This window comes from Aeromonas sp. FDAARGOS 1416 (assembly GCF_019048085.1).
Taxonomy (GTDB): domain Bacteria; phylum Pseudomonadota; class Gammaproteobacteria; order Enterobacterales; family Aeromonadaceae; genus Aeromonas; species Aeromonas veronii.
This window is the reverse complement of record NZ_CP077301.1, coordinates 1,952,002-1,975,380: the sequence shown is the minus strand read 5'-3', so window position 1 is coordinate 1,975,380 and position 23,379 is coordinate 1,952,002. Positions and strand designations below refer to the sequence as shown.

General features: G+C 60.0%; 18 protein-coding genes. 14 read left to right on the top strand and 4 right to left on the bottom strand.

What is annotated here, in order from left to right:
* Window position 1: 1 nt before the first annotated feature.
* From fdx to I6L46_RS08630, 13 genes are all read left to right on the top strand, one after another.
* The gene (gene fdx, locus I6L46_RS08690) at window positions 2–340 is read left to right on the top strand and encodes an ISC system 2Fe-2S type ferredoxin (RefSeq protein WP_005333808.1); all 339 of its coding nucleotides are present in this window, start codon (window positions 2–4) and stop codon (window positions 338–340) included.
* A gap of 173 nt (window positions 341–513) precedes the next feature.
* Window positions 514–1,818 (top strand): aminopeptidase PepB, encoded by a 1,305-nt coding sequence (gene pepB / locus I6L46_RS08685; protein ID WP_216977894.1) that lies wholly within the window; start codon window positions 514–516, stop codon window positions 1,816–1,818.
* On the top strand, window positions 1,815–3,098 hold the full coding sequence (gene pepB, locus I6L46_RS08680) for an aminopeptidase PepB (RefSeq protein ID WP_005359802.1): 1,284 nt from the start codon (window positions 1,815–1,817) through the stop codon (window positions 3,096–3,098). Before pepB (I6L46_RS08685) ends, pepB (I6L46_RS08680) begins: the two co-directional genes overlap by 4 nt.
* Before the next feature lie 267 nt (window positions 3,099–3,365).
* Window positions 3,366–3,794, top strand: coding sequence for a nucleoside-diphosphate kinase (ndk, locus tag I6L46_RS08675; RefSeq protein WP_005333805.1), 429 nt, complete (start codon window positions 3,366–3,368; stop codon window positions 3,792–3,794).
* Between the two features lie 167 nt (window positions 3,795–3,961).
* Entirely contained in the window at window positions 3,962–5,065 is a 1,104-nt protein-coding gene (locus I6L46_RS08670) for a bifunctional tRNA (adenosine(37)-C2)-methyltransferase TrmG/ribosomal RNA large subunit methyltransferase RlmN (protein WP_005344856.1), read from the top strand.
* An 11-nt stretch (window positions 5,066–5,076) separates the two neighbouring features.
* Window positions 5,077–5,868 carry a type IV pilus biogenesis/stability protein PilW gene (gene tapF / locus I6L46_RS08665; protein ID WP_216953941.1) on the top strand — a complete coding sequence of 264 codons (792 nt, stop codon included), beginning with the start codon at window positions 5,077–5,079 and terminating at the stop codon, window positions 5,866–5,868.
* On the top strand, window positions 5,858–6,829 hold the full coding sequence (rodZ, locus tag I6L46_RS08660; RefSeq protein WP_216977893.1) for a cytoskeleton protein RodZ: 972 nt from the start codon (window positions 5,858–5,860) through the stop codon (window positions 6,827–6,829). The genes tapF and rodZ overlap by 11 nt, the downstream gene beginning before the upstream one ends.
* 10 nt (window positions 6,830–6,839) lie before the next feature.
* Window positions 6,840–7,955 carry a flavodoxin-dependent (E)-4-hydroxy-3-methylbut-2-enyl-diphosphate synthase gene (gene ispG / locus I6L46_RS08655; RefSeq protein WP_216977892.1) on the top strand — a complete coding sequence of 372 codons (1,116 nt, stop codon included), beginning with the start codon at window positions 6,840–6,842 and terminating at the stop codon, window positions 7,953–7,955.
* A gap of 138 nt (window positions 7,956–8,093) precedes the next feature.
* Window positions 8,094–9,371, top strand: coding sequence for a histidine--tRNA ligase (hisS, locus tag I6L46_RS08650; RefSeq protein ID WP_167565141.1), 1,278 nt, complete (start codon window positions 8,094–8,096; stop codon window positions 9,369–9,371).
* A gap of 3 nt (window positions 9,372–9,374) precedes the next feature.
* Window positions 9,375–10,025, top strand: coding sequence for a tetratricopeptide repeat protein (locus I6L46_RS08645; protein WP_021229680.1), 651 nt, complete (start codon window positions 9,375–9,377; stop codon window positions 10,023–10,025).
* Entirely contained in the window at window positions 10,018–11,202 is a 1,185-nt protein-coding gene (gene bamB / locus I6L46_RS08640) for an outer membrane protein assembly factor BamB (protein WP_216977891.1), read from the top strand. The genes I6L46_RS08645 and bamB overlap by 8 nt, the downstream gene beginning before the upstream one ends.
* Before the next feature lie 74 nt (window positions 11,203–11,276).
* Window positions 11,277–12,773, top strand: coding sequence for a ribosome biogenesis GTPase Der (gene der, locus I6L46_RS08635; protein ID WP_108588207.1), 1,497 nt, complete (start codon window positions 11,277–11,279; stop codon window positions 12,771–12,773).
* 124 nt (window positions 12,774–12,897) lie between these two features.
* Window positions 12,898–13,122: a zinc ribbon domain-containing protein gene (locus I6L46_RS08630; protein ID WP_042056368.1), complete on the top strand. Its 225-nt coding sequence runs from the start codon at window positions 12,898–12,900 to the stop codon at window positions 13,120–13,122.
* Window positions 13,123–13,494: 372 nt separating this feature from the next.
* Here the strand turns inward: I6L46_RS08630 and mltF are convergent, their stop codons facing one another.
* Entirely contained in the window at window positions 13,495–14,979 is a 1,485-nt protein-coding gene (gene mltF, locus I6L46_RS08625; protein ID WP_005344877.1) for a membrane-bound lytic murein transglycosylase MltF, read from the bottom strand.
* Between the two features lie 149 nt (window positions 14,980–15,128).
* On the opposite strand from mltF, the gene purL reads away from it, so the two are divergent.
* Window positions 15,129–19,052, top strand: a complete 3,924-nt coding sequence (gene purL, locus I6L46_RS08620; protein WP_216977890.1) for a phosphoribosylformylglycinamidine synthase — start codon at window positions 15,129–15,131, stop codon at window positions 19,050–19,052.
* Window positions 19,053–19,115: 63 nt separating this feature from the next.
* Here purL and I6L46_RS08615 read toward each other — a convergent pair whose 3' ends face one another.
* Genes I6L46_RS08615 through I6L46_RS08605 form a run of 3 tightly spaced genes read right to left on the bottom strand, consistent with a single transcriptional unit; the run spans window position 19,116 to window position 23,252 of the window.
* Window positions 19,116–20,660: an HD domain-containing phosphohydrolase gene (locus tag I6L46_RS08615; RefSeq protein ID WP_202002214.1), complete on the bottom strand. Its 1,545-nt coding sequence runs from the start codon at window positions 20,658–20,660 to the stop codon at window positions 19,116–19,118.
* A 1-nt stretch (window position 20,661) separates the two neighbouring features.
* On the bottom strand, window positions 20,662–22,119 hold the full coding sequence (locus I6L46_RS08610; protein ID WP_216977889.1) for an HD-GYP domain-containing protein: 1,458 nt from the start codon (window positions 22,117–22,119) through the stop codon (window positions 20,662–20,664).
* Window positions 22,116–23,252, bottom strand: a complete 1,137-nt coding sequence (locus tag I6L46_RS08605; protein WP_216977888.1) for an FIST signal transduction protein — start codon at window positions 23,250–23,252, stop codon at window positions 22,116–22,118. The genes I6L46_RS08610 and I6L46_RS08605 overlap by 4 nt, the downstream gene beginning before the upstream one ends.
* Window positions 23,253–23,379 lie beyond the last annotated feature (127 nt).

Sequence of the window (23,379 nt, the reverse complement as noted above, 5' to 3'; positions counted from 1 at the left end):
TATGCCAAAACTGATCATTCTTCCTCATCCCGTACTCTGTCCGGATGGCGCCGCCCTCGAGGGGCAAAGCGGCGAGACTATTCTGGATGTGGCGCTGCGCAACGGTATCGAAATCGAGCACGCCTGCGAGAAATCCTGTGCCTGCACTACCTGCCACTGCGTGGTGCGCGAGGGCTTTGACTCGCTCGAGCCAAGTGACGAGCTGGAAGACGACATGCTGGACAAGGCGTGGGGGCTGGAGCCGGAATCTCGTCTCAGTTGCCAGGCAAAACTGGCGGACGAGGATCTGGTGGTGGAACTGCCCAAGTACACCCTGAACCTTGCCTCTGAACGCCATTAATTACACATGAGTGAATTGCACGTGCAGCATCCTGTGGTGCTTCAGTGATATGGTGGAAGGCCGTGACCCTCGGGGGCACGGCCTTTTTTGTATTCGTTATTCTCTCTTTGCCAATAAGCTCTTTCCCATAAAGAGTGCTTATACATAGTGCCAGTAAAAAGGAAGCAAACACGATGGCTGACATGATGAAGGTAGCGTTATCCACCCAGGCTGCGGCCGCCTATTGGGGCGAGGGCGCCCAGCTCAGTTTCAATGGCGACGAGGCACTGATCCATCTTGGTGCCGCCGGTCAGGAGAAGGATGTTCTGCGCACCGTTCAGCGCGCCGCCCGTCGCCTCGAATCGAGCGGGATCAAGCGGGTGACGCTGGTCGGTGAAGGCTGGGATCTGGAGCGTCGCTACGCGTTCGCCCAGGGGTTCTACGCCGCCAAGGGAGCCCGTGAACTGGATTTCGGCCAGCAGAGCGACGCGGAAGCCCGTGAACTGGAGGCGCTGCTCAAGGCGGCTCGCTGGGTACGTGACATCACCAATGGCTGTCCGGAAGAGATCTACCCCATGAGTCTGGCGGAATCGGCCCTGTTGCTCATTCGTGGTCTGGCCGGGGATCAGGTTACAGCTCGCATCACCGCCGGTGAAGCGCTGCGCGAGTCCGGCCATATCGGGATCTGGTCGGTTGGCCGTGGCAGCGAGCGCGAGCCTGTGCTGCTGGAGCTTGACTACAACCCGACCGGTGATCGCAATGCGCCCGTGGTGGCGGCGCTGGTGGGCAAGGGGATCACTTTTGATTCCGGTGGCTACTCCATGAAGTCCTCTGACAACATGCTGCCGATGAAGTCCGACATGGGCGGCGCGGCCATGGTGACCGGTGCGCTGGCGCTGGCTATCAGCCGCGGTCTGAACCAGCGGGTGAAGCTCATTCTCTGCTGCGCCGAGAACCTGGTCTCCGGCCACGCCTTCAAGCTGGGCGACATCCTTACCTACAAAAACGGCATTTCGGTCGAGATCCAGAACACCGATGCGGAAGGGCGTCTGGTGCTAGCCGATGGCCTGATGGCGGCCTCCGACAGCGGTGCAGCTTATATCCTTGACGCAGCCACCCTGACCGGCGCCGCCAAGATGGCGCTGGGGCGCGACTACAATGCGGTGTTTGCCCTCGATGAGACCGAACAGCTGCGTGCGCTGGCCGCCGCCAAGGTGGAAAACGAACAGGCGTGGGCGCTGCCGCTGGAACCCTGGCATGCCAGCCAGCTCACCTCGGCCTTTGCCGATCTGGGCAACGTCGCCTCGGCAGAGGGTACGGCCGGTGCCACCACGGCTGCTGCGTTCCTTTCCCGCTTCGTGCGTGATGAGGGCAAGGGTTGGGTGCATCTGGATCTGGCAGCCTCCTATCAGAAATCGGGCAACGATCTCTGGGCGACCGGCGCCAAGGGGCACGGTCTGCGTACCATCGCCCGCTGGCTGCAGGAGGTGACCGCATGAATGTCTGGTTAAGTCGTGAATTTGCACCGGCCGAGTGGGGGGAGGGGGCGCTGCTCTCTCACCGTGCCGACGGCATGGTGATCCATCTGGTGACGGCCAATCCGCTGCTCGATATCCAGCAGGCGGCCCGTCGCCTCTGCCAGCAGGGGATCCAGAAAGTGACCCTGGCTGGTCACTGGGAGCGTGAACAGCAGTGGGCTTTTGCCCAAGGGCTGCAAACCCCCAAGGCGGAGGTGCAACTGCAGTGGGCCATGTCCTCGGAAGAGGACAGAGAGGAGCTGGAAGCGCGTTGGCTCTGCGGCCGCTGGGTGCGCGAGATGACCAATGCCACCCCGGAGCAGTTGGGCCCGCTGGAGCTGGCGGTGGAAGCTGCCTCCTTTATTACCGAGCTGGCGCCGGACAAGGTGAGTCATCGCATTTTGAAAGGCGAAGCGCTGCAACAGGCGGGCTGGGTCGGCCTCTATCAGGTGGGCCGCGGCAGTGCGCGCGAACCGGTATTGCTGGAGCTCGACTTCAACCCGGGGCGTGACCCCAAGGCGCCGGTAGCGGCAGCGCTGGTGGGCAAGGGGATCACCTTTGACTCCGGCGGCTACTCCATGAAGAGCTCCGAGGGGATGCTCACCATGAAGTGCGACATGGGTGGTGCGGCGATTGTCACAGGTGCGCTGGCGCTGGCTATGCTGCGCGGGCTCGACAAGCGGGTGAAGCTGATCCTCTGTTGCGCCGAGAACCTGGTCTCCGGCCACGCCTACAAGCTGGGCGACATCCTCACCTACAAGAACGGCACCACGGTCGAGATTGTGAATACCGATGCCGAGGGGCGGCTGGTGCTGGCCGACGGCCTGCAACTGGCGAGCGAGTCCGGCGCACCGCTGATCATCGATGCCGCGACCCTGACCGGCGCAGCCGTGATGGCGCTGGGTGGGCGCTACAATGCTCTGTTCGGCCTCGACAAAGGGTTGGTAAGCCGCGCAATGACCTATGCCGATGCCGAGCATGAGCCTGCCTGGCCGCTGCCGCTGGAGCCCTGGCACCGCCAGCAGTGCCCCTCCCATTACGCCGACACGGCCAACAGCCGTCCGGTGAAGGGGGGCGGGCCGGGTGGCGCCTCCAACGCGGCGGGTTTTCTCTCCCGTTTCGTTGCCAACGAAGGGATGGGCTGGTTGCATATCGATCTGGCAGCTTGCTTCAGTGACAACGGCGATGCCCTCTGGGCGCCGGGGGCCAATACCCTGGGGATGCGCACCATAGCGCGGGCCTTGCTGGCGGAAGCCAAATAGGCGAGACAAGGCACCTTCGGGTGCCTTTTTCATGCTGTTCGAATTGTGAACAAAAGATGGGGTTTTGGCGGCTTAAGGTAACTATCGTGCGCAAGCGCACATATTTTCCGGCTCTGCTCGGTCAAGATGAGTGTGGATGTTGATTGCAAGGGAGTGATGTTTAATAAAAAGTTGCTTGTTTGTGTGTTTTTCCGGTTTTTGTTTACGTATAATCGCCAGCGAACATGGATTCTAACAATAAAACTCTGTAGTTAAGGAAAGATATCAATGGCCATCGAACGTACCTTCTCTATCGTCAAACCGGATGCTGTCAGCAAGAACCTGATCGGTGCCATCTATAGCCGTTTCGAAAGCGCAGGCTTGAAAGTGGTGGCATCCAAAATGCTGCACATGAGCAGTGAACAGGCTGCCGGTTTCTATGCCGAGCATCAGGGCAAGCCTTTTTATGACAATCTGGTCAGCTTCATGACCTCTGGCCCTGTCATGGTGCAGGTGCTGGAAGGGGAAGACGCCATCCGTCGCAATCGCGAGATCATGGGCGCTACCAACCCGAAAGAGGCGCTGGCTGGTACCTTGCGTGCCTGTTATGCCGAGAGCATCGATCGCAACGCAGTGCATGGCTCCGATGCACCTGCGTCCGCTGCCCGCGAAATTGCCTACTTCTTCTCTGACAACGAGATCTGCCCGCGCGGCTGATTTTTGTGGATGATGACCCAAGGGAGCCTCGGCTCCCTTTGTTGTTTTCGCCGTTTACGCAATATCCCTCTATTCTCCAGGTGGAAAGCCAGACCCATTATTTGTACAATGCCGCCCCCTGACGTCGTCAGCCAATAATTGATGAAGTGTTTGAACTGAGGCCATTGATGAGCGAAACAAAAATCAACCTGCTGGATCTTGATCGGGATGCCATGCGTGCCTTTTTCGTCGAACTGGGCGAGAAGCCATTCCGGGCAGATCAGGTCATGAAGTGGATCTATCACTTTGGGTGTGATGATTTCGATCAGATGACCAACGTCAACAAGGTGCTCAAAGAGCGCCTCAAGGCGATCGCCGAGATCAAGGCGCCCGAGATCAGCCGCGAGCAGCGCTCTGCCGATGGCACCATCAAGTGGGCTCTGCAGGTGGGCGATCAGGAGGTAGAGACCGTCTACATCCCGGAAGATGACCGCGCGACCCTCTGCGTCTCCTCTCAAGTTGGCTGTGCGCTGGAGTGCAAGTTCTGCTCCACGGCTCAACAAGGCTTCAACCGCAATCTGAAAGTCTCCGAGATCATCGGTCAGGTGTGGCGTGCGGCCCGCGTGGTCGGTGGCAAGCGTCCCATCACCAACGTGGTGATGATGGGGATGGGCGAGCCGCTGCTCAACCTCGCCAACGTGGTGCCCGCCATGCGTCTGATGATGGATGACTACGGCTTTGGCATCTCCAAGCGCCGGGTGACCATCTCCACCTCTGGCGTGGTACCTGCGCTGGACAAGCTGGGTGACCAGATCGACGTGGCGCTGGCTATCTCCCTGCACGCCCCGAACGACAAGTTGCGTTCAGAGATCATGCCGATCAACGACAAGTACAACATCGAGGAGTTCCTCGCCGGTGTCCGTCGCTACCTGGCCAAATCCAATGCCAACGGTGGTCGGGTAACCGTCGAGTATGTGCTGCTCGATCATATCAATGACGATATGCAGCATGCGCACGAGCTGGCCAAGGTGCTCAAGGACACTCCGAGCAAGATCAACCTGATCCCGTTCAACCCCTTCCCGGGCAACCCTTACGGCAAGCCGAGCAACAGCCGTATCGATCGCTTCTCCAAGGTGCTGATGGAGTACGGTTTCACCGTGATTGTCCGCAAGACCCGTGGTGATGACATCGATGCCGCCTGTGGTCAGCTGGTGGGTGACGTGATTGACCGTACCAAGCGAACTATCAAAAATCGGATGCAACAGGATGGGATTTCCGTCAAAATGGTTTAAATGCTAAGCCATTGTATAGACAGGGAATGGATACACGTACATTGATCGTAGTGGCAGCGCTCTGCGCGCTGCCAGGCTGTGTGACCGAGACCACTTACGCTGGCCAGAACTCGACCCAGCGTGAAGTGGGTCCTGACCTCAAGGCGGCTGCCCAAACCCGCCTCGACTTGGGTATCCAGTACCTGCGTCAGGGCAATGCCGAGCAGGCCAAGTTCAATCTTGATCGCGCCCTCCAGTATGACCCCTCCAATCCTCAAGTGCAGATCGGTTTTGCCTACTTCTACCAGAGGGTGGGGGATTTCAAGGCGGCTGAAGAGCATTACAAGAACGCCCTTGCCATGGATCCGTCCAATGCTGACGCAATGAACAACTATGGCGCCTTCCTCTGTGATCGTGGCCGTTATGATGAGGCAGACAAGGCATTCAACCAGGCTGTTATTCAACCAGGCTATGTGAAGATTGCCGATACCTATGAAAATGCGGCACTTTGTGCCCTGCAAAATCGCAGAAATGATAAAGCAACCGAGTACTATCTCCTGGCCTTGGGGTATAATCCGGGCAATCCAAGGTTATTGCTGGACTTGGCCGAGCTTTCCATGAAAGATGGCAAGCTGCCTGATGTGCAGTCCTACCTCGCCCGTTTTGCCGATGTGTCAGACGAGAATGAGGAGAGTCTCTGGTTGAGACTCAGATTGGCACAGGCAATGGACAAGCCGGCATTACTTCACCAATTCGGGACTGAGCTGGTAAGGCAATATCCCACTTCGCAACAAGCCAAGCGTTATTTAGCCAATGACTATTGAACAGCCACACGATTTCCAACAAGACGATTCCCAGGCAGCAGGTCCAGGCCAGCTGCTGCGCAATGCCCGTGAACAGCTTGGCTGGACACGAGAACAGGTTGCGTCCCGCATTCACCTTCGTCTGACCCTGATCGCCGCCATCGAATCGGATACCTACGACAAACATACGTCCCATACCTTTATTCGGGGCTATCTGCGTACCTATGCCAAGTTGGTCGGGATCCCGGAAGAGACCATTCTGGCCGCTTACGACAAGCTGGGTCTGACTCCTCCCGACAATATCGACATGCAGAGCTTCTCCCGTCGCTCTCGCCAGCAAGCCAACGACAATCGGCTCAAGGTAGTCACCTGGCTGGTTATTCTGGTGTTGATTGCGCTCTCGGTCGCCTGGTGGTGGCAGAGTACTTCCCGTCGCTCCGCCGGTGATGAAGCGCTGGCAGCCACCGAGATGAGTGCAACCGGTTCGACTCCGGCTGAACCTGCTATCACGCCGCCCGATGCGATCAACACCGCCCCGGTGGAAGGCGCTGCCATCGCACCTGCCGCCACTGACGTGACTGCCCCCGCGGTGGTCTCCGATGCGACTGCTACCCTGGCGCCTGCTTCTGCGGCTGTTGCCCCGACCGATGTCAGCGCGGCTGTCGGCACTGCGACCGATGCTGCGGTATCCGGCGCCAATGGCACCGAATCTGAAGAGGCTGTCGTTGATCCGGCGACTGCGCCGCAACTGAAGATGAGCTTCACCGCCGATTGCTGGCTGGATGTGAAGGATGCCAACGGCAAGACCCTGTTCAGTGGTCTGAAGAAGGCCAACGACGAGCTGGTGCTGGAAGGCGCCGAGCCCCTGAAGTTCATCATTGGCGCGCCCATGGCCGTCAAGCTTGACTACAAGGGTCAGTCGTTTGATATGAGCCGTTACAACAACGGTCGTACAGCCCGCTTCTCACTGCCGCAGGAGTAATCTGTTTCCCATGTCTTCTCACGAATCACCCATCATTCGTCGTAAATCCAGACAGATCATGGTTGGTAATGTACCGGTTGGGGGCGATGCCCCCATTACCGTGCAGACCATGACCAACACCAAGACCACAGATGTCACCGCCACCATCGAGCAGATCCAGCGGATCGAGCGGGTCGGTGCCGATATCGTCCGTGTCTCCGTGCCCACCATGGAAGCGGCGGAAGCCTTCCGGCTGATCAAACAGCAGACCCGCATCCCCATCGTTGCCGATATCCACTTCGACTATCGCATCGCCCTGAAAGTGGCCGAGTATGGCGCTGACTGCCTGCGCATCAATCCGGGCAACATCGGCAACGAGCAGCGTGTCCGCTCTGTTGTCGATTGCGCGCGCGACCTCAATATCCCGATCCGTATCGGGGTCAATGGCGGGTCGCTGGAGAAAGATATCCAGGAGAAGTACGGCGAGCCGACCCCAGAGGCGCTGGTAGAGTCCGCCATGCGTCACGTGGACTATCTCGATCGTCTCGATTTCCAGGACTTCAAGGTGAGCGTCAAGGCCTCCGATGTGTTCCTGGCTGTAGGTGCCTATCGCCTGCTGGCCAAGCAGATCGAGCAGCCGCTGCACCTTGGCATCACCGAAGCGGGCGGTTTCCGGGCTGGCGCGGTGAAGTCTGCCATCGGTCTGGGCATGCTGCTTACCGACGGCATCGGCGATACCCTGCGTATCTCGCTGGCGGCGGATCCTGTGGAGGAGGTGAAGGTCGGTTTCGATATCCTCAAATCCTTGCGTATTCGCTCCCGTGGCATCAACTTTATCGCTTGCCCATCCTGCTCACGGCAGGAGTTCGATGTGATCGCTACCGTCAACGCACTGGAAGAGCGGCTCGAAGACATCATCACCCCGATGGATGTTTCCATCATCGGCTGTGTGGTGAATGGGCCGGGTGAAGCGCTGGTCTCCGACCTTGGTCTGGCGGGTGCCGCCAACAAGAGTGCCTTCTATGAGGGGGGCCAGCGGGTCGATCGGCTCGATAACAAGGATCTCATTCCAACTCTGGAGCGCCGCATTCGCGCCCGCGCCGCCATGCTGGATCCCGCCAACCGGATCCCGATGGACAAGGAGTGAGCGAAACAGGGCCACATTGGGTGGCCCTTTTTCCAGGTGACTGATTTTAAATCCCGCATCCGGATTCCCTGATTTTACCTTGGGGGGGAAAATCCCTATAATGCGGCCAAATTTTACCTCTTTTTCTCGAGTATCAACGTGGCAAAACAGATCCAAGCTATTCGCGGTATGAATGATTGCCTGCCGGAGCAGAGCCCGGTATGGCAGAAAGTAGAACAGATCCTGCGCCAGGTCGTTGCCAGCTATGGCTACAGCGAAGTGCGCATGCCGATTGTCGAGCAGACTCATCTGTTCAAGCGCGCCATCGGTGAAGTGACCGACGTGGTCGAAAAAGAGATGTACACCTTTGAAGACCGTAACGGCGACAGCCTGAGCCTGCGTCCGGAAGGGACCGCCAGCTGCGTCCGTGCCGGTATCGAACACGGTCTGCTTTACAACCAGGAACGCCGGATGTGGTACATGGGCCCCATGTTCCGTCACGAGCGTCCCCAGAAGGGCCGTTATCGCCAGTTCCACCAGTTCGGTGTCGAGCTGTTTGGCATCAACGGGCCGGACATTGACGCTGAGCTGATCATGCTGACCCACCGTCTGTGGCGTCTGTTTGGCATCAGCGAGCATGTCACCCTGCAGCTCAACACCCTGGGTCAGAGCGCCGAGCGTGCCGCTTACCGCGATGCGCTGGTGGCCTATCTGGAGCAGTACAAGGAGCAGCTGGACGAAGAGAGCCAGCGCCGCATGTACAGCAACCCGCTGCGGGTGCTCGACTCCAAGGATGAAAAGGTGCAGGCCATTCTGGTGGGTGCCCCGCGTCTGTTCGACCATCTGGGCGAAGAGAGCCTGGCCCACTTCGAGGGGCTCAAGCGCCTGCTCGAGTCTGCCGGTATCAAATACGAAGTGAACGAGCGTCTGGTGCGTGGTCTTGACTACTACAACCTGACCGTGTTCGAGTGGGTCACCAGCAGTCTGGGTGCCCAGGGCACCGTCTGTGCCGGTGGCCGCTACGATGGTCTGGTAGAGCAGCTGGGCGGTCAACCGACCCCGGCCGTGGGCTTTGCCATGGGCATGGAGCGTCTGGTGCTGATGCTGGAAACTCTCGAGCTCAACGCCGATATCCGCCCGGCGGTGGATGTCTATCTGGCGATGGTGGGCGAGGGGACCGAACAGGCTGGCTTCCAGCTGGCAGAGCGTCTGCGCGATGCCCTGCCGGACCTGCGCCTGATGAGCCACTGCGGTGGTGGCAACTTCAAGAAACAACTCAAACGTGCCGACAAGAGCGGCGCGGCAATCGCCCTGATCCTTGGTGAGACCGAGGTGCAAAACGGGGAGATCACTATCAAATATCTGCGTGGTCAGGCCGAGCAACAGACCGTCAAGGTTGACGCCGCCATTGCCCTGCTGGCAGCCAAAGGAGAGTAAGCTGTGGAAGTCTATACCACCGAAGAACAACAGGTTGAGGTTATCAAGGAGTGGTGGAAAGAGAACGGAACCTCGGTGATTGCCGGGACCGTGATCGGTCTGGTCGGTCTGTTCGGCTGGCGCTATTACAACCAGCACCAGCAAGAGACCATGGAGGCCTCCTCCCACTCTTACAACCAGGTGATTGAGCAGCTGGCCAAGGGCGATGCCGCCGGTTTCGAGCAGGCACAGCAGTTTGTTACCGCCAACAAGGGGGACTCCTACGGTGAACTGGCCGCGTTGCAACTGGCTGCCGCTGCCGTCAAGGCGGGCAAGCTGGATCTGGCTGCCGAGCAGCTGGAGCTGGTGGCGACCACGGGTGACGAGAGTATTCGTCCCATCGCGGCGCTGCGTCTGGCCCGTGTACTGAATGATCAGGGCAAGGCAGATGAAGCGCTGGCCAAGCTGGCGACCATCCAGAATGAGGCCTTCAAGGCGCAGGTAGCGGAAGCCCGTGGTGATGTGCTGCAAAAGCAGGGCAAGACCGAAGAGGCTCGTGATGCCTATCAGGCAGCGGCCGATGCCGGCGGCCTGCAGGGTAGCGCCGAGCTCAAGCTGAAAATGGACGATCTGGCCCTGCCGGCCGTTGCGACTGGTGAGGCACCGGATGCGTAATCTATTCAAGATGGTGGCGCTGGGGGCTGCGGTCTCCTTCGCTCTGCAGGGTTGCTCCCTGTTCAGTTCCGAAGAGGATCTCAACCCGATGGCGCCGCTGCCCAAGGTTGAATCTGCCTTCACTGCCGACACCGCATGGTCATCCACTGTGGGTGATGGCATCGGTGACTTCTACTCCCAGCTCAAGCCGGTGGTGGAAGAGGATCGTATCTATGCGGCGGCCCGTGACGGCGATGTCAGCGCCTTTGACCGTGCCAGTGGCGATCGCCTCTGGACTGTCGATCTGGCCGACCTGCCGGTCAACGCCGACAAGCGCAGCGCTCGTCTCTCCGGCGGCCTGGTCTCCCGTTACGGCAAGCTGTTCCTCGGCTCCGAGAACGGGGTGGTCTACGCCCTGAACGAAGAGAATGGTGAAGTGCTGTGGCAGACCAATGTGCCCGGCGAAGTGGTGGCAAGCCCCGCGGTGGAAGATGGCCGCGTGGTGGTGTTGACCACCTCCGGTCGCCTGATCGCCCTCGACACTGATGAAGGCAAGATGCAGTGGTCGCTCTCCGAAGAGCAGCCGCCGCTGACCCTGCGCAGTGCCGGTGCACCGGTGATCACCAACGGCGCCGTGATTTACGGTCGTGCCGATGGCAAGGTGGGCATCGCCCTGCTGAGCAACGGCCAGCCGGTGCGCCAGTCCAAGGTGGCTGATCCGCGCGGTGCCACCGAGCTGGACCGCATGGTTGACGTCGATACCAGCCCGCTGATTGCCGGTGATGAGCTCTATGCCATCGCCTACAACGGTCAGCTGATGGCGCGCAAACTGATGACCGGCGATGAAGTGTGGAAGCGCAAGTATTCCGGCTATCGCGATCTGGCGATGACCGGTAATGCCATCGTGCTGACCGACAGCCGCAGCCACCTGTTTGCCATCGACCGTCGCAACGGTCTGGAGCTGTGGTCCAACACCCAGCTGGAAAATCGTACCGTCACTGCACCTGTCATCTTCGGTGACTATGTGGTGGTGGGTGATGTGGAAGGATACCTGTATTGGCTTGATCGTACCGACGGTACCATCAAGGCGATGCAGCAGCTCGATAGCAGTGGTCTCTACGCCGCCCCGCTGGTGGATGGCGAGACCCTGTATGTGCAGAGCCGTGACGGCAAGTTGTACGCCCTCAAGCGTCCTTGATCGTCCGATAATGTGAATATCCGGCTCCTGGTCTTCGGACCCGGAGCCTTTGTCGTCTTGAGAATGAGGCTTTTATGACTCCTGTAGTAGCCCTGGTGGGCCGCCCCAACGTGGGGAAATCCACCCTGTTTAACCGCTTGACCCGTACACGGGATGCCCTGGTTGCCGATTTTCCCGGTCTGACCCGGGACCGTAAATACGGTCAGGCGAAGTTGGGCGAGCTGGAATTTATCGTGGTCGATACCGGCGGTATCGATGGCACCGAAGAGGGGATCGAGCTGAAGATGGCCGAGCAATCCCTGCTGGCCATCGAAGAAGCGGACGTCGTGCTGTTCATGGTGGATGCCCGTGCCGGTCTGACCGCAGCGGATCAAGCTATCGCCGAGCACCTGCGCAAGGCCCACAAGAAGGTATTTCTGGTGGCCAACAAGACCGACGGTATCGACGGTGATTCCGCGGTCTCCGAGTTCTACGGTCTGGCGCTGGGCGAGGTCTACCAGATCGCGGCCGCCCACGGTCGTGGCGTGCTGAGCCTGCTGGAACTGGCCCTGGCTCCCCATCTGGAGACCCTGGTCGACGCCACTACCGATGAAGATGCGCAGGATGAGGAAGAGGAGGACTTCGACGAAGAAGCCCTGCTGCGCATGGTGGCTGCCGGTGAACTCGATACCAAAGAGGACACCAAGGAGACCCCGTTCGCCGACCTGCCCATCAAGTTCGCCATCGTTGGTCGTCCCAACGTCGGTAAATCTACTCTGACCAACCGCATGCTGGGTGAAGATCGGGTCATCGTCTATGACATGCCCGGCACCACCCGTGACTCCGTTTACATTCCGATGGAGCGTGACGAGCAGAAGTATGTGGTTATCGACACAGCCGGTGTGCGTCGTCGTGGCAAGGTGCACGAGACGGTTGAGAAGTTCTCCGTTATCAAGACCCTGAAAGCTATCGAAGATGCCAACGTTTGCCTGCTGGTGATCGACGCCCAGGAGACCATCACCGATCAGGACTTGAGCATCCTTGGCTATGTGCTCCACGCCGGTCGCTCCGTGGTGCTGGTGGTGAACAAGTGGGATGGTCTGGATCAGAAGGTGAAAGAGGATGTGAAGAACGAGCTGGATCGTCGCTTGGGCTTCATCGACTTCGCCCGCGTTCACTTCATCTCCGCCCTGCACGGCAGCGGTGTCGGCCATCTGTTTGAATCCATTCAGGAGGCTTACCAGTCCGCCACCCGTCGTACCAGCACGGCCATGCTGACCCGCATCATGCAGATGGCGCAGGAAGATCACCAGCCGCCGATGGTCAACGGTCGCCGCGTCAAGCTCAAGTATGCTCACGCCGGTGGCTACAACCCGCCGCGCATCGTGATCCACGGCAACCAGCTGAACGACTTGCCGGACTCCTACAAGCGGTATCTGATCAACTACTTCCGCAAGTCCCTCAAGATCATGGGCTCGCCGATCCGGGTCGAGTTCCAGGAGTCGGTCAACCCGTTTGAAGGGAAGAAGAACACCATGACCCTGAGTCAGGAACGTCAGCGCAAACGGCTGCTGAAAATGAAGAAGAAATAAGCCCTGGCGGCTGCCCTCACCGGCAGCCGCTTTGTTATCCTCGCCATGTTAGGGTGAGGAATAAGGGGAGGGGGATCTGCCATGGAGCCAGACCATGGCAGATCCACTTTTCGAGGAGTTGATTATGGAAGCCCTGCTTTGTCCGTCATGCCAAGCTGAACTGGATACCCGCAGCAAGGAGCAAACCTGTGGCCAGTGCCAGGCTAACGTTCACGTTACGGCCATCTGCCCCACCTGCCAGCAGGAGCTGGAGCGTCTCAAGGCGTGCGGCGCAGTGGATTACTTCTGCAACCACTGCAACTCCCTGATCTCCAAGCGGTCGGTACAGTTCAAGGCGGCGCTGGTGTAAGACAGTATTCAGGTGAGAAAGAAGATAAAAAACCCGGCGAATGCCGGGTTTATGCTGTGTGCTCTGCAATAAGCAGGGTATAGGATCGATTTCTGCGCCACAGATTGCGCTTGATGTCATTAAGCTTGAGTTTGCGTCTGGGGCTCCAGCTGCACTTCGCTTTTCTGACCAGACTGATTTTTCTACGTTTTTGCATCTTGGTCTCCTCCCAACTCAGGTGGCCATCCCGGCCTTGGGTCATTGATGGAGCCCATCCGAAATTGCTGTTATTTAATCTCTCAACATAATGAAAACAATGCGATTTCGGATAGGCTCCGATGTGAATCGATGGTAACAGAGAAGTTTGCGTGAAAACAGCCGAATAATGACTGGTTAGCGCATGGTGATCTGATTGACCACTTCGGCGATGGCGGTGGGGCGCTCGGCCAGCTCGGGCTCGCTGTCGTTGTCGAGACTCTCCCGCTGATGTGCCTTCTGCTGCTCGTTGTCGAGCCAGAGCAGACTCTGGTAATACTGGCGCACGTTGTTGACATAGTTACGCGCCTCGCTGCCACGGGCATAGCCGTAACGTACCTTGCGGTGCCAGCGCGCCTGTTGCAGCAGCGGCAGCACCTCTTTCACGTCGCTCCAGGCGTCGGGATTCTTGCCGAGCTCTTTGGTCAGGCGGCGGGCATCCATCATGTGGCCGTAACCGATGTTGTAGGCGGTGAGGGCAAACCACACCTTCTCGTCATCGGGCACCGAATCCGGCACCTTCTCCATCATCTGTTGCAGATAGAGGGAGCCACCCTTGATGCTCTCTTCCGGATGAAGCCGGTCGTTGACTCCCATCGCCTTGGCGGTGGGCTCGGTCAGCATCATCATGCCGCGCACGCCGGTGTAGGAGCGGGCCTGCGGGTCCCAGTGGGACTCCTGATAGCTGATGGCGGCGAGCAGACGCCAGTCGATATTCTTGGCGTGAGTCTGGAACAGCGGCTGGTACTTGGGCAGCAGGCTCTTGGCGCGCTTGAGGAAGGTGCGGGTATCGACAAAGTCGAAGTTCTGCACGTGGCCGAAGTACTTCTCGTCCAGCTTGGCGATGGCACCATCCATAAAGCGCTGACCGAAGAAGTCGATCACGCTGGCATAGAGGCTGTCATCGGGCAGCTTGCTCATGGCCCAGGCAACGGTCTGCTTCTGGGCCAGGGTCAGCCCCTCGGTGAGCTCCGGGTAGTAGCGCTGGGTACGGGCCAGCACGGTATCCTGCACCACCGTGTAGTCAATCTTGCCATCCACCACCTGCTTGAGCAGCTCCTCCACATCGGCGTTGTCGCTTGTGCTCCAGGCTAGTTTCGGATTTTCTTTGCTCATCTCTTTGAGCAGATCTTCACCGGTGGAGCCGGCGGCCACGACCAGCTTGCCCTTGATATCGTTCAATGAGGCCGGCTTGGGTTTGCCGTTGCGGTAGACCAGTTTGGGGGAGACCTGGTAGAAGCCCGGGCCGAAGCGAAACAGCTCGCGTCGTTCGGGGGTGACCATGATGGCGGCAGCCGCCAGATCGAGTTTGCCCTTTTTCAGCAGGGTGACCAGTTGGTCAGTGGTGTCGACCGGGATGATGGTGAGTTTCACCCCCAACCAGTCGGCATAATTTTGCGCCAGCTCGTAATCGAACCCCTGGGCGAGGTCGTCACGCTGGTAATAGGAGGTGGGACCATAGATGGTGCCAACCCGGATCTCGCCTCGCTGGCGGATCTGCTCCAGCTGGCTGGAGGGGCTATAGAAGTCGCAGCCAACCAGCGTCAGCGTCAACAACAGCCCGATAAACAGTCGAAAAATGCAGCGCAAGTAGGTGAGTACCTTTGTTGAAAAAATCGGCATTTGTCAAAAAAGAGGCACCTTTATACCAGAGAGTGTGCGCAGAGTCACACTGCACGAAGTGAGAAAAACGTTTGTCCGCTGTGAGCCAGATCCCTATAATACGCGCGTCTCAATTCCCCCCCACTTTAAAACTTGGTGAGAAAGGTCATATGGATATCTTGCGTGGTGCCCCAGCACTGTCTGATTTTCGTGTCCAAAAACTGCTGCAACGCTTCGCACAGATGAGAAACGAGAGTGGAGTAGAGAGCGGAGTAGAGATAGAGGATGTCTATGCCGAGTATGTGCACTTTGCCGAGCTGACAAGCCCCCTCTCTCCCCCCGAGCGAGCGACCTTGGGCCAGCTCTTGCGCTACGGCCCGACCATCCCCGAACACACCCCCAGCGGTCAGCTGTTTCTTGTTACCCCCCGCCCCGGCACTATCTCCCCCTGGTCTTCCAAAGCAACCGACATCGCCCACAACTGCGGCCTGAAACAGGTCAAGCGGCTGGAGCGTGGTATTGCCTATTACCTGACCATCAAGGGGCAGGGTGAGCTGAGTGCCGCCCAGCGCAGCGCCATTGCCGCCGTGTTGCATGATCGGATGATGGAAGTGGTGTTTGCCGACATGGACGCGGCGAGCGCCCTGTTTGCTCACCACGAACCGCGCCCCTTTACCCAGGTGGATGTGCTGGGCGGTGGTCGCGCAGCCCTGGCCGAAGCCAACGTGGCGCTCGGTCTGGCGCTGGCCGACGACGAAATCGACTATCTGGTGGAGAACTTCACCAAGTTGGGTCGCAACCCCAACGACATCGAGCTCTACATGTTCGCCCAGGCGAACTCCGAACACTGCCGTCACAAGATCTTCAATGCCGACTGGACCATCGATGGTGAGCAGCAGCCCAAGTCGCTGTTCAAGATGATCAAGAACACCTTCGAGCAGACGCCGGATCATGTCCTCTCTGCCTATAAAGACAACGCCGCCGTGATGGAAGGGAGCCAGGGTGGCCGCTTCTTCCCGAGCCCGGCCAACGGCGAATACCAGTATCACCAGGAACAGGTTGACATCCTGATGAAGGTGGAGACCCACAACCACCCGACCGCCATCTCCCCGTTCCCGGGCGCGGCTACCGGCTCCGGCGGCGAGATCCGCGACGAGGGAGCCACCGGTCGCGGTGCCAAGCCCAAGGCGGGTCTGGTCGGTTTCTCCGTCTCAAACCTGCGCATTCCCGGCTTCGAGCAGCCCTGGGAGCAGGATTTCGGCAAGCCGAGCCGCATTGTCAGCGCCTTTGACATCATGCAAGAGGGGCCGCTCGGCGGCGCCGCGTTTAACAACGAGTTCGGCCGTCCGGCCATTCTCGGCTACTTCCGTACCTTCGAAGAGGAGGTGCCGAGCCACAACGGCGTCGAGGTGCGTGGCTACCACAAACCCATCATGCTGGCGGGCGGCATCGGCAACATCCGCACCGAACATGTCCAGAAAGGGGATATCCCGGTCGGCGCGGCGCTGATCGTGCTGGGCGGCCCGGCGATGAACATCGGTCTGGGCGGTGGTGCCGCATCCTCCATGGCCTCCGGCCAGTCAGCCGAAGATCTCGACTTTGCCTCGGTGCAGCGTGACAACCCCGAGATGGAGCGCCGTTGCCAGGAGGTGATCGATCGCTGCTGGCAGCTGGGTGACGACAACCCTATCGTCTTTATCCACGATGTGGGGGCGGGTGGTCTCTCCAACGCCATGCCGGAGCTAGTCAACGACGGTGAGCGTGGCGGTCGCTTCGATCTGCGCGCCATCCAGAGCGACGAGCCTGGCATGAGCCCGCTGGAGATCTGGTGCAACGAATCCCAGGAGCGTTACGTGCTGGCGGTAGCGCAGGACAAGCTGCCGTTGTTCAAGGCGCTGTGCGAGCGTGAGCGCGCACCCTATGCCGTGATCGGTACCGCGACCGAAGAGAAGCATCTGACCCTCTCTGACAGCCACTTTGACAACCAGCCCATCGATCTGCCGCTGGACGTGCTGCTCGGCAAGGCGCCCAAGATGCACCGCGACGTGGTGACCTTGCCTGCACAAGGTAAAGCGCTCCAGCTCGATGGCATCACTTTGAGTGACGCTGCCGAGCGGGTACTGCGCCTGCCGACCGTGGCGGAGAAGTCCTTCCTGATCACCATCGGCGATCGCAGCGTGACTGGCTTGGTCAATCGCGACCAGATGGTTGGCCCCTGGCAGATCCCGGTGGCCGATTGCGCCGTCACCGCTACCACCTACGACAGCTATCACGGCGAAGCCATGTCCATGGGCGAGCGTACCCCGGTGGCGCTGCTCTCCCACGCCGCCTCCGCTCGCATGGCTGTGGCGGAAGCGCTCACCAACCTGGCGCCGGCTCATATCGGGTCGCTGAAGCGGGTCAAGCTCTCCGCCAACTGGATGGCCGCTGCCGGTCACCCAGGGGAAGATGCCGGGCTCTATGAGGCGGTCAAGGCGGTGGGTGAGGAGCTCTGCCCGGCCCTTGGCATCACCATTCCTGTGGGCAAGGACTCCATGTCCATGAAGACCCGCTGGCAGCAGGATGGCAAGGAGCAAAGCGTCACCTCGCCGCTCTCCCTGCTCATCTCCGCCTTTGCCCGGGTCGAGGATGTGCGCAACACAGTCACGCCACAACTGCGTACCGATCTCGGTGAAACCGACCTTATCCTCATCGACCTTGGCAATGGCAAGCAGCGTCTCGGCGCATCTGCGTTGGCGCAGGTCTATCGCCAGTTGGGTGACAAGGCGCCGGATCTCGACAATCCGGTCCAGCTCAAGGGCTTCTTCAACGCCATTCAGGCGCTGGTGGCTGATCGCAAACTGATCGCCTACCACGACCGCTCCGACGGCGGCCTGTTCGTCACCCTTACCGAAATGGCGTTTGCCGGCCACTGCGGCCTCGACATCCAGCTCGATCGCATCGGCGGCGAGCTGCTGCCTGCTCTGTTTAACGAAGAGCTGGGCGCCGTCATTCAGGTGCGCCGCGAAGATAAAGAGGCGGTGATGACCCTGCTGGCCGGCCATGGTCTGGCAGCCTGCTCCCATGTGCTCGGTACCGTGCGCGAAGGGGATCTCATCACCCTGCAACGGGCCGGTCAGGAGGTCTATCGTGCCAGCCGTACCGCCCTTCGCACCATCTGGGGCGAGACCAGCTGGCAGATGCAGCGCCTGCGCGACAACCCCGAGTGCGCCGACAGTGAGCACGCGGCCCGTCAGGACGCCACCGATCCGGGTCTGCATGCCAAGCTGACTTACAACCCGTCCGAGGATGTGGCGGCGCCCTACATTGCCAAGGGTGTTTCACCCCGTCTGGCGGTGTTGCGCGAGCAGGGGGTCAACTCTCATGTAGAGATGGCGGCGGCGTTCGATCGTGCCGGTTTCGCGGCAGTGGACGTCCATATGAGCGACATTCTCTCCGGTCGCATCAAGCTGGAGGAGTTCCAGACCCTGGTGGCCTGTGGCGGTTTCTCCTACGGTGACGTGCTGGGGGCGGGGGAAGGCTGGGCCAAGTCCATCCTGTTCAACGACAACGCCCGCGAGCAGTTCCAGCGCTTCTTCGAGCGTGGCGATACCCTCTCTCTGGGTGTCTGCAACGGTTGCCAGATGATGTCCAACCTGCGGGATCTCATCCCGGGTGCTGATCTCTGGCCGCGCTTTGTGCGCAACCGCTCCGAGCGCTTCGAGGCCCGCTTCAGTCTGGTGCAGGTGCAGGAGTCCCCATCGGCCTTCTTCGCCGGCATGGCAGGCTCGGTGATGCCTATTGCCGTTTCCCACGGGGAAGGGCGTGTCGAGGTGCGCGATGCCGCTCACCTGAGCGCACTGCAGCAGAGCGGTCTGGTAGGGCTGCGTTTTGTCGACAACCGCGGCAGCGTGACCTCGCGTTACCCGGCCAACCCCAACGGCTCGCCGGATGGTATCACCGCAGTGACTACCACCGACGGTCGCGCCACCATCATGATGCCGCACCCGGAGCGGGTGTTCCGCACCGTGGCCAACTCCTGGCACCCCGACAACTGGGGCGAGGACGGCGCCTGGATGCGGATGTTCCGCAACGCCCGGGTTCGTCTGGGTTAATAGAGACAGCACCAGCGCATAAAAACAGAAACCGGCCAATTGGCCGGTTTTTTATCCGTGTCGTTACGGCTTGCCGAGCGGTTGGGGGATAAAGTCTCCCCGGTCGAGGATCCGCAGACAGGCATCCACCACATCCGCATCGAGCTGATGGCCGCGCATCTGGATGATCTGCTCACGGGCCTGGGGAATGCCGAGGGCGGCGCGATAGGGGCGATCCGAGGACATGGATTCGACGATATCGGCGACGGTGAGGATGCGGGCCTCCAGCAGGATCTCATCCCCCTTGAGTCCCAGCGGATAGCCGGAGCCATCGAGATACTCGTGGTGCTGGTGGATCATCCGGGCGATGGGCCAGGGGAAGTCGATATCCTTGAGCACCAGATAGCCGATGGCGGGGTGTTCCTTGACCAGCTCGAACTCCAGTGGCGTGAGGCGTTCCGGTTTGGTGAGAATTTCAGCCGGTACCTGGATCTTGCCGATATCGTGCACCATGGCGCCCAGATAGATCCCCCGCAGTCGCTTCTCTTCCAGCCTGAGCTCCCGGCCGATGGCTTGGGCCAGCTTGGCCACATGTTTCTGATGGCCAGCGGTATAGGGATCGCGCTGCTCCAGCACGGCGGCGATGGCACCCAGCGCATCTTCCAGTGCCAGCTCCAGCTGGCGGGCATGGAAGATCTTCTCCTGTTGCGAGCGCAGATAAGCCTGCTGGGTATGGCGCGCCTGCAGGCCATAGGTGAGGTAGTCGGTCAGCTGGATGAAGAGCTGCTCCTCCTCCTGGCTGAACAACCGCGGCTGGTCGCTGTGAATGATCAGCGCACCGGCCTGATCCTCCTGCAGTGGCAAGGGGATAAGCAGGCGGGAGCGCAACGGGTGGCGGCCGGTATGGGGCCGCTCGTGGAAGATCACCTGATTGAGGCGCCGCTGGTGGAGGATGGCCTGGGTGAGGGCCTCATCGTTCAACCACAGCGTTTGTTCCGAGGCATCGGCACTGCCTGCCTGCGCCACGATCCTCGGCGGGTGGGCGAGTTCGGGCTGGCCTTGCAGCACTGCCACCAGCGGAAAACGGTCATCGACGGCGATGGCATCGCAGATATCCTGCAGCAGTTGCGGCTCATCGCCCGGTTTGAGCAGGGCGTGGTGGGCGCGGCTGATCGCCTGCTGGGTCCAGCTGTACTGTTGCAGTTTCTCCTGCTGCCACTTCTGCTCGGTAATGTCTTCGAAGAAGACGCCGACCCCCACGATACTCCCCGCCTCATCACGCAGGGGAAACTTGGTGGTGCTGAGCCAGCGGGCTTCCCCCCCCTTCAGATAGGGCTCTTCGATGTGCTGGTGTATCCCCTCGCGCATGACTCGGGCGTCATCCTCCCGATAGCGCTGTACCAGTTCGGGAGGAAAGAAATCGCAGTCATTCTTGCCCACCAGTGCCTCTGGTGAGAGGGCGAGATCCGCCGCCAGCAGGCGGTTGCCCGCGATGTAGCTGAAGCGGGTGTCTTTGAGCAGCACCCGATAGGGAAGCTGATCCATCACCTGGGTCAGCAACAGCGCCGAGGAGGGGAGCGCATCGGTCAGTGGGTGGGGGAGTGCACAGGAGGTGAGGAGTTCGGACATCTTATCCCGCCTTGTCTGCAAGTTGACTGATGGGAGGGCCGAAGTGGTAGCCGCTCTGCCAGAGCACGATACAGCTGTTGACCACTTTTTCATCGTAATGGATCCCGGCATAGCGGGTCAGTTCGGCAAAGGCGTCACTCAGGGGCATGGCCCGGCGGAACGGGCGATGGGAGGTCATGGCGATCAGCGAGTCGGCCACCCGGATAATGCGCGCCTCCAGGGTAATGGCGTTGCCCGCCAGCCCCTGTGGATAGCCGCTGCCATCGAGGTTTTCGTGGTGCTGCAGCACTATGGTGGCGATGGGCCAGGGGAAGTCGATCTGTTTGAGAATATCGTGGCCGGCCTGGGGGTGCTGCTTGATCAGTTCGAACTCCACCGGCCGCAATTCACGTGGGCGGGTGATGATCTCGGTGGGGATCTGCAGCAGGCCGATATTGTGCACCATGGCCGCCAGTCCTAGCGCATCCAGCCGCTCTTGCCGCAGTTGCATGGCCTGCCCGATGGCCAGTGCCAAATCGCGCACCCTCAGCTCATGGCCCGCACTGTTGCGATCCTTGTGGCTGATGGCGCTGGCGAGGGCACTGATGGTCTGGAACAGCAGGTCACGCTGGTGGCGCTCGCTCTCCTTGAGGCGGGTGATGTCGACCAGGGTGCCGATGATGCCGGCAACCATCCCCTGATGGTCATAGAAGAGATCCTTGAAACAGATGACCTGATAGCGCATGCCATTGCGGTCATGCAACTGCTGTTCGATGCACTGGGGCTGGCGACTTCGCAGCAACTCGGCTTCCCGCATGCTGTAGGCCTCGGCAAGCCCGACTGGCAGCAGCTCCTCGACCCGTCGACCCAGCAGTGCCTCCTTGCCGATGCCGATCACCTGATTGAAGGCCTGGTTGCAGCCCAGAAATCGCCCTTCGATATCTTTGTAGAACACCGGGATCGGGATAGCCTTGAGCAGGGATTCGTTGAAGTGTTTCAGATCCTTCAGTTCGGCCTGCTGACGCAGGGCGAGCAGCTCGCTGTCCTTGCAGAGGGAAATGGCGCGGGCCAGGTTGCCGAGCACCGGGCTGAACAGATGGCAGACCGGTACGATCTGCTGATGTGGCTGGGGGGCGAGCAGCAAGATGAGATAACCCCCTTCAACCTTGAGCCGATAGGCAAACTGGTAGGGGCGGCTGCCCGGCAGGGGGAGCGTCTGTTGCAGCAGGCAGTGCTCCTCCTCGCTGACCCACCCAGGCAGGGTCAGGGTGGTGCCGGTGTGCTGACGCAGCTGCTCGTCGCCGATCACCTTGAGCAGCTTGTATCCCTCCCGTTGTTGCTGCAATACCGCGCCAACCGGCGTGGCGCAGTGATGCATCAAACGTTGCAGTACCTTGGTGAGCAGCGCATCCAGCGTCACTTCACGCCCGATGCAGAGCGCCAGATCGCAGACGATGGCCATGGCGTGGTCGTTGTTCATATCACTGCCCCGTTACAGAGAATGGCGCCGTTATGAAATTGGGGGTAATCCCCATGGCGCACGCTGCCAATTTCGCCAAGGGAGAGGGCTCCTGCCAGATCGCCGGCCCCCGAGTGGGTCAGCAGGGTGCGCAGCTCGGTCACCGTCTGCTGGTCGAAGTGCAGCTGGCGTCCTGCGCAGTAGTAGACCTCCAACAAGTGTGCCCGGGTGAGGGTTTGTTGCTGGTTGAGGCGCCTGGCCAGTGAGCAGGTATGTTCGGTGGCACTCTCTGGCGCCTTCAGCAGGGTGAGGATGCTGTGCTCCGCGACCTCGCCGGCGCAGAGCAGGGCGCCGTCATCGTTTGCCTCGACGGGGATCCTGACAATCACATCCCCGTTGGCCCTCAGCAGGCCCAGTGGCATGTGCACCACGAAACGGTAGAGCTCCTCGCGCACCATAGTGTGCTGGAATTGCTGGCGGATCAGCCCCTGATATTTTTGAAAGGCCGGTTGCCAATCGATGTAGGCAATCTTGTTCGCTTCACTGCTGGTGGCCAGCATCGGTTGGGCCGAGAGCTGGTAACCATGTTCCAGAAAAGGAAAGCTGTTGCTGGGCAGCAGCGTGCAGTTGACCCCGTAGGCAAGTTGCCGTTGATTGTCGAACAGGCAGGCAAGGGGGGTGAAGCTGCCGCTGCCTGCGTTGGCGCCGGCATAGTTGACGCGATTGGCCAGTTGCAGATAAAGCGCATCCAGAATGGAGGCGATATTGGGAATGAGGTTGTCGAAGGTCAGAAACAGGGTTGGTGGCTGCGAAGGGGTTGGCCAGGTGGCCAGCATGCTCTCCACCTGTTCCGCAATCAGTTGGGCAAGGGATGCTGCGCTGGCCTGCGGTGTCAGGGGCAGCAGTGTGGCGTGATAGGGGTTGGCTCTGGGCAGTAGCCAGGCCCCTTGCGGCAACAATCCTTGCGCACCGATCAGCTGGGGGAAGATGGCGCCATCCAGGGCGATGTTGAAGTCGCGGCACAACTGCTGCAACAGGGGGACCTGAGCGCAATCCTGTTCGGCCAGCAGTATGGTCAGCTTGCCTCCTTGCAAGGGTGCCAGCGTGGCAGCCAGTTCTGTCGGGTTAAATTGGCAAACGTAGTGTTGCTTCATCAATCTGAACTCCATTCCAGAATATAACCAATATATCAATAAGGAATTCAAGAGGGTATGAGGATCTCGCCCGGTTCTGGTTGTATGGCAAAAACCATGATGGGCATCACCCTCGCTGATTGATCTG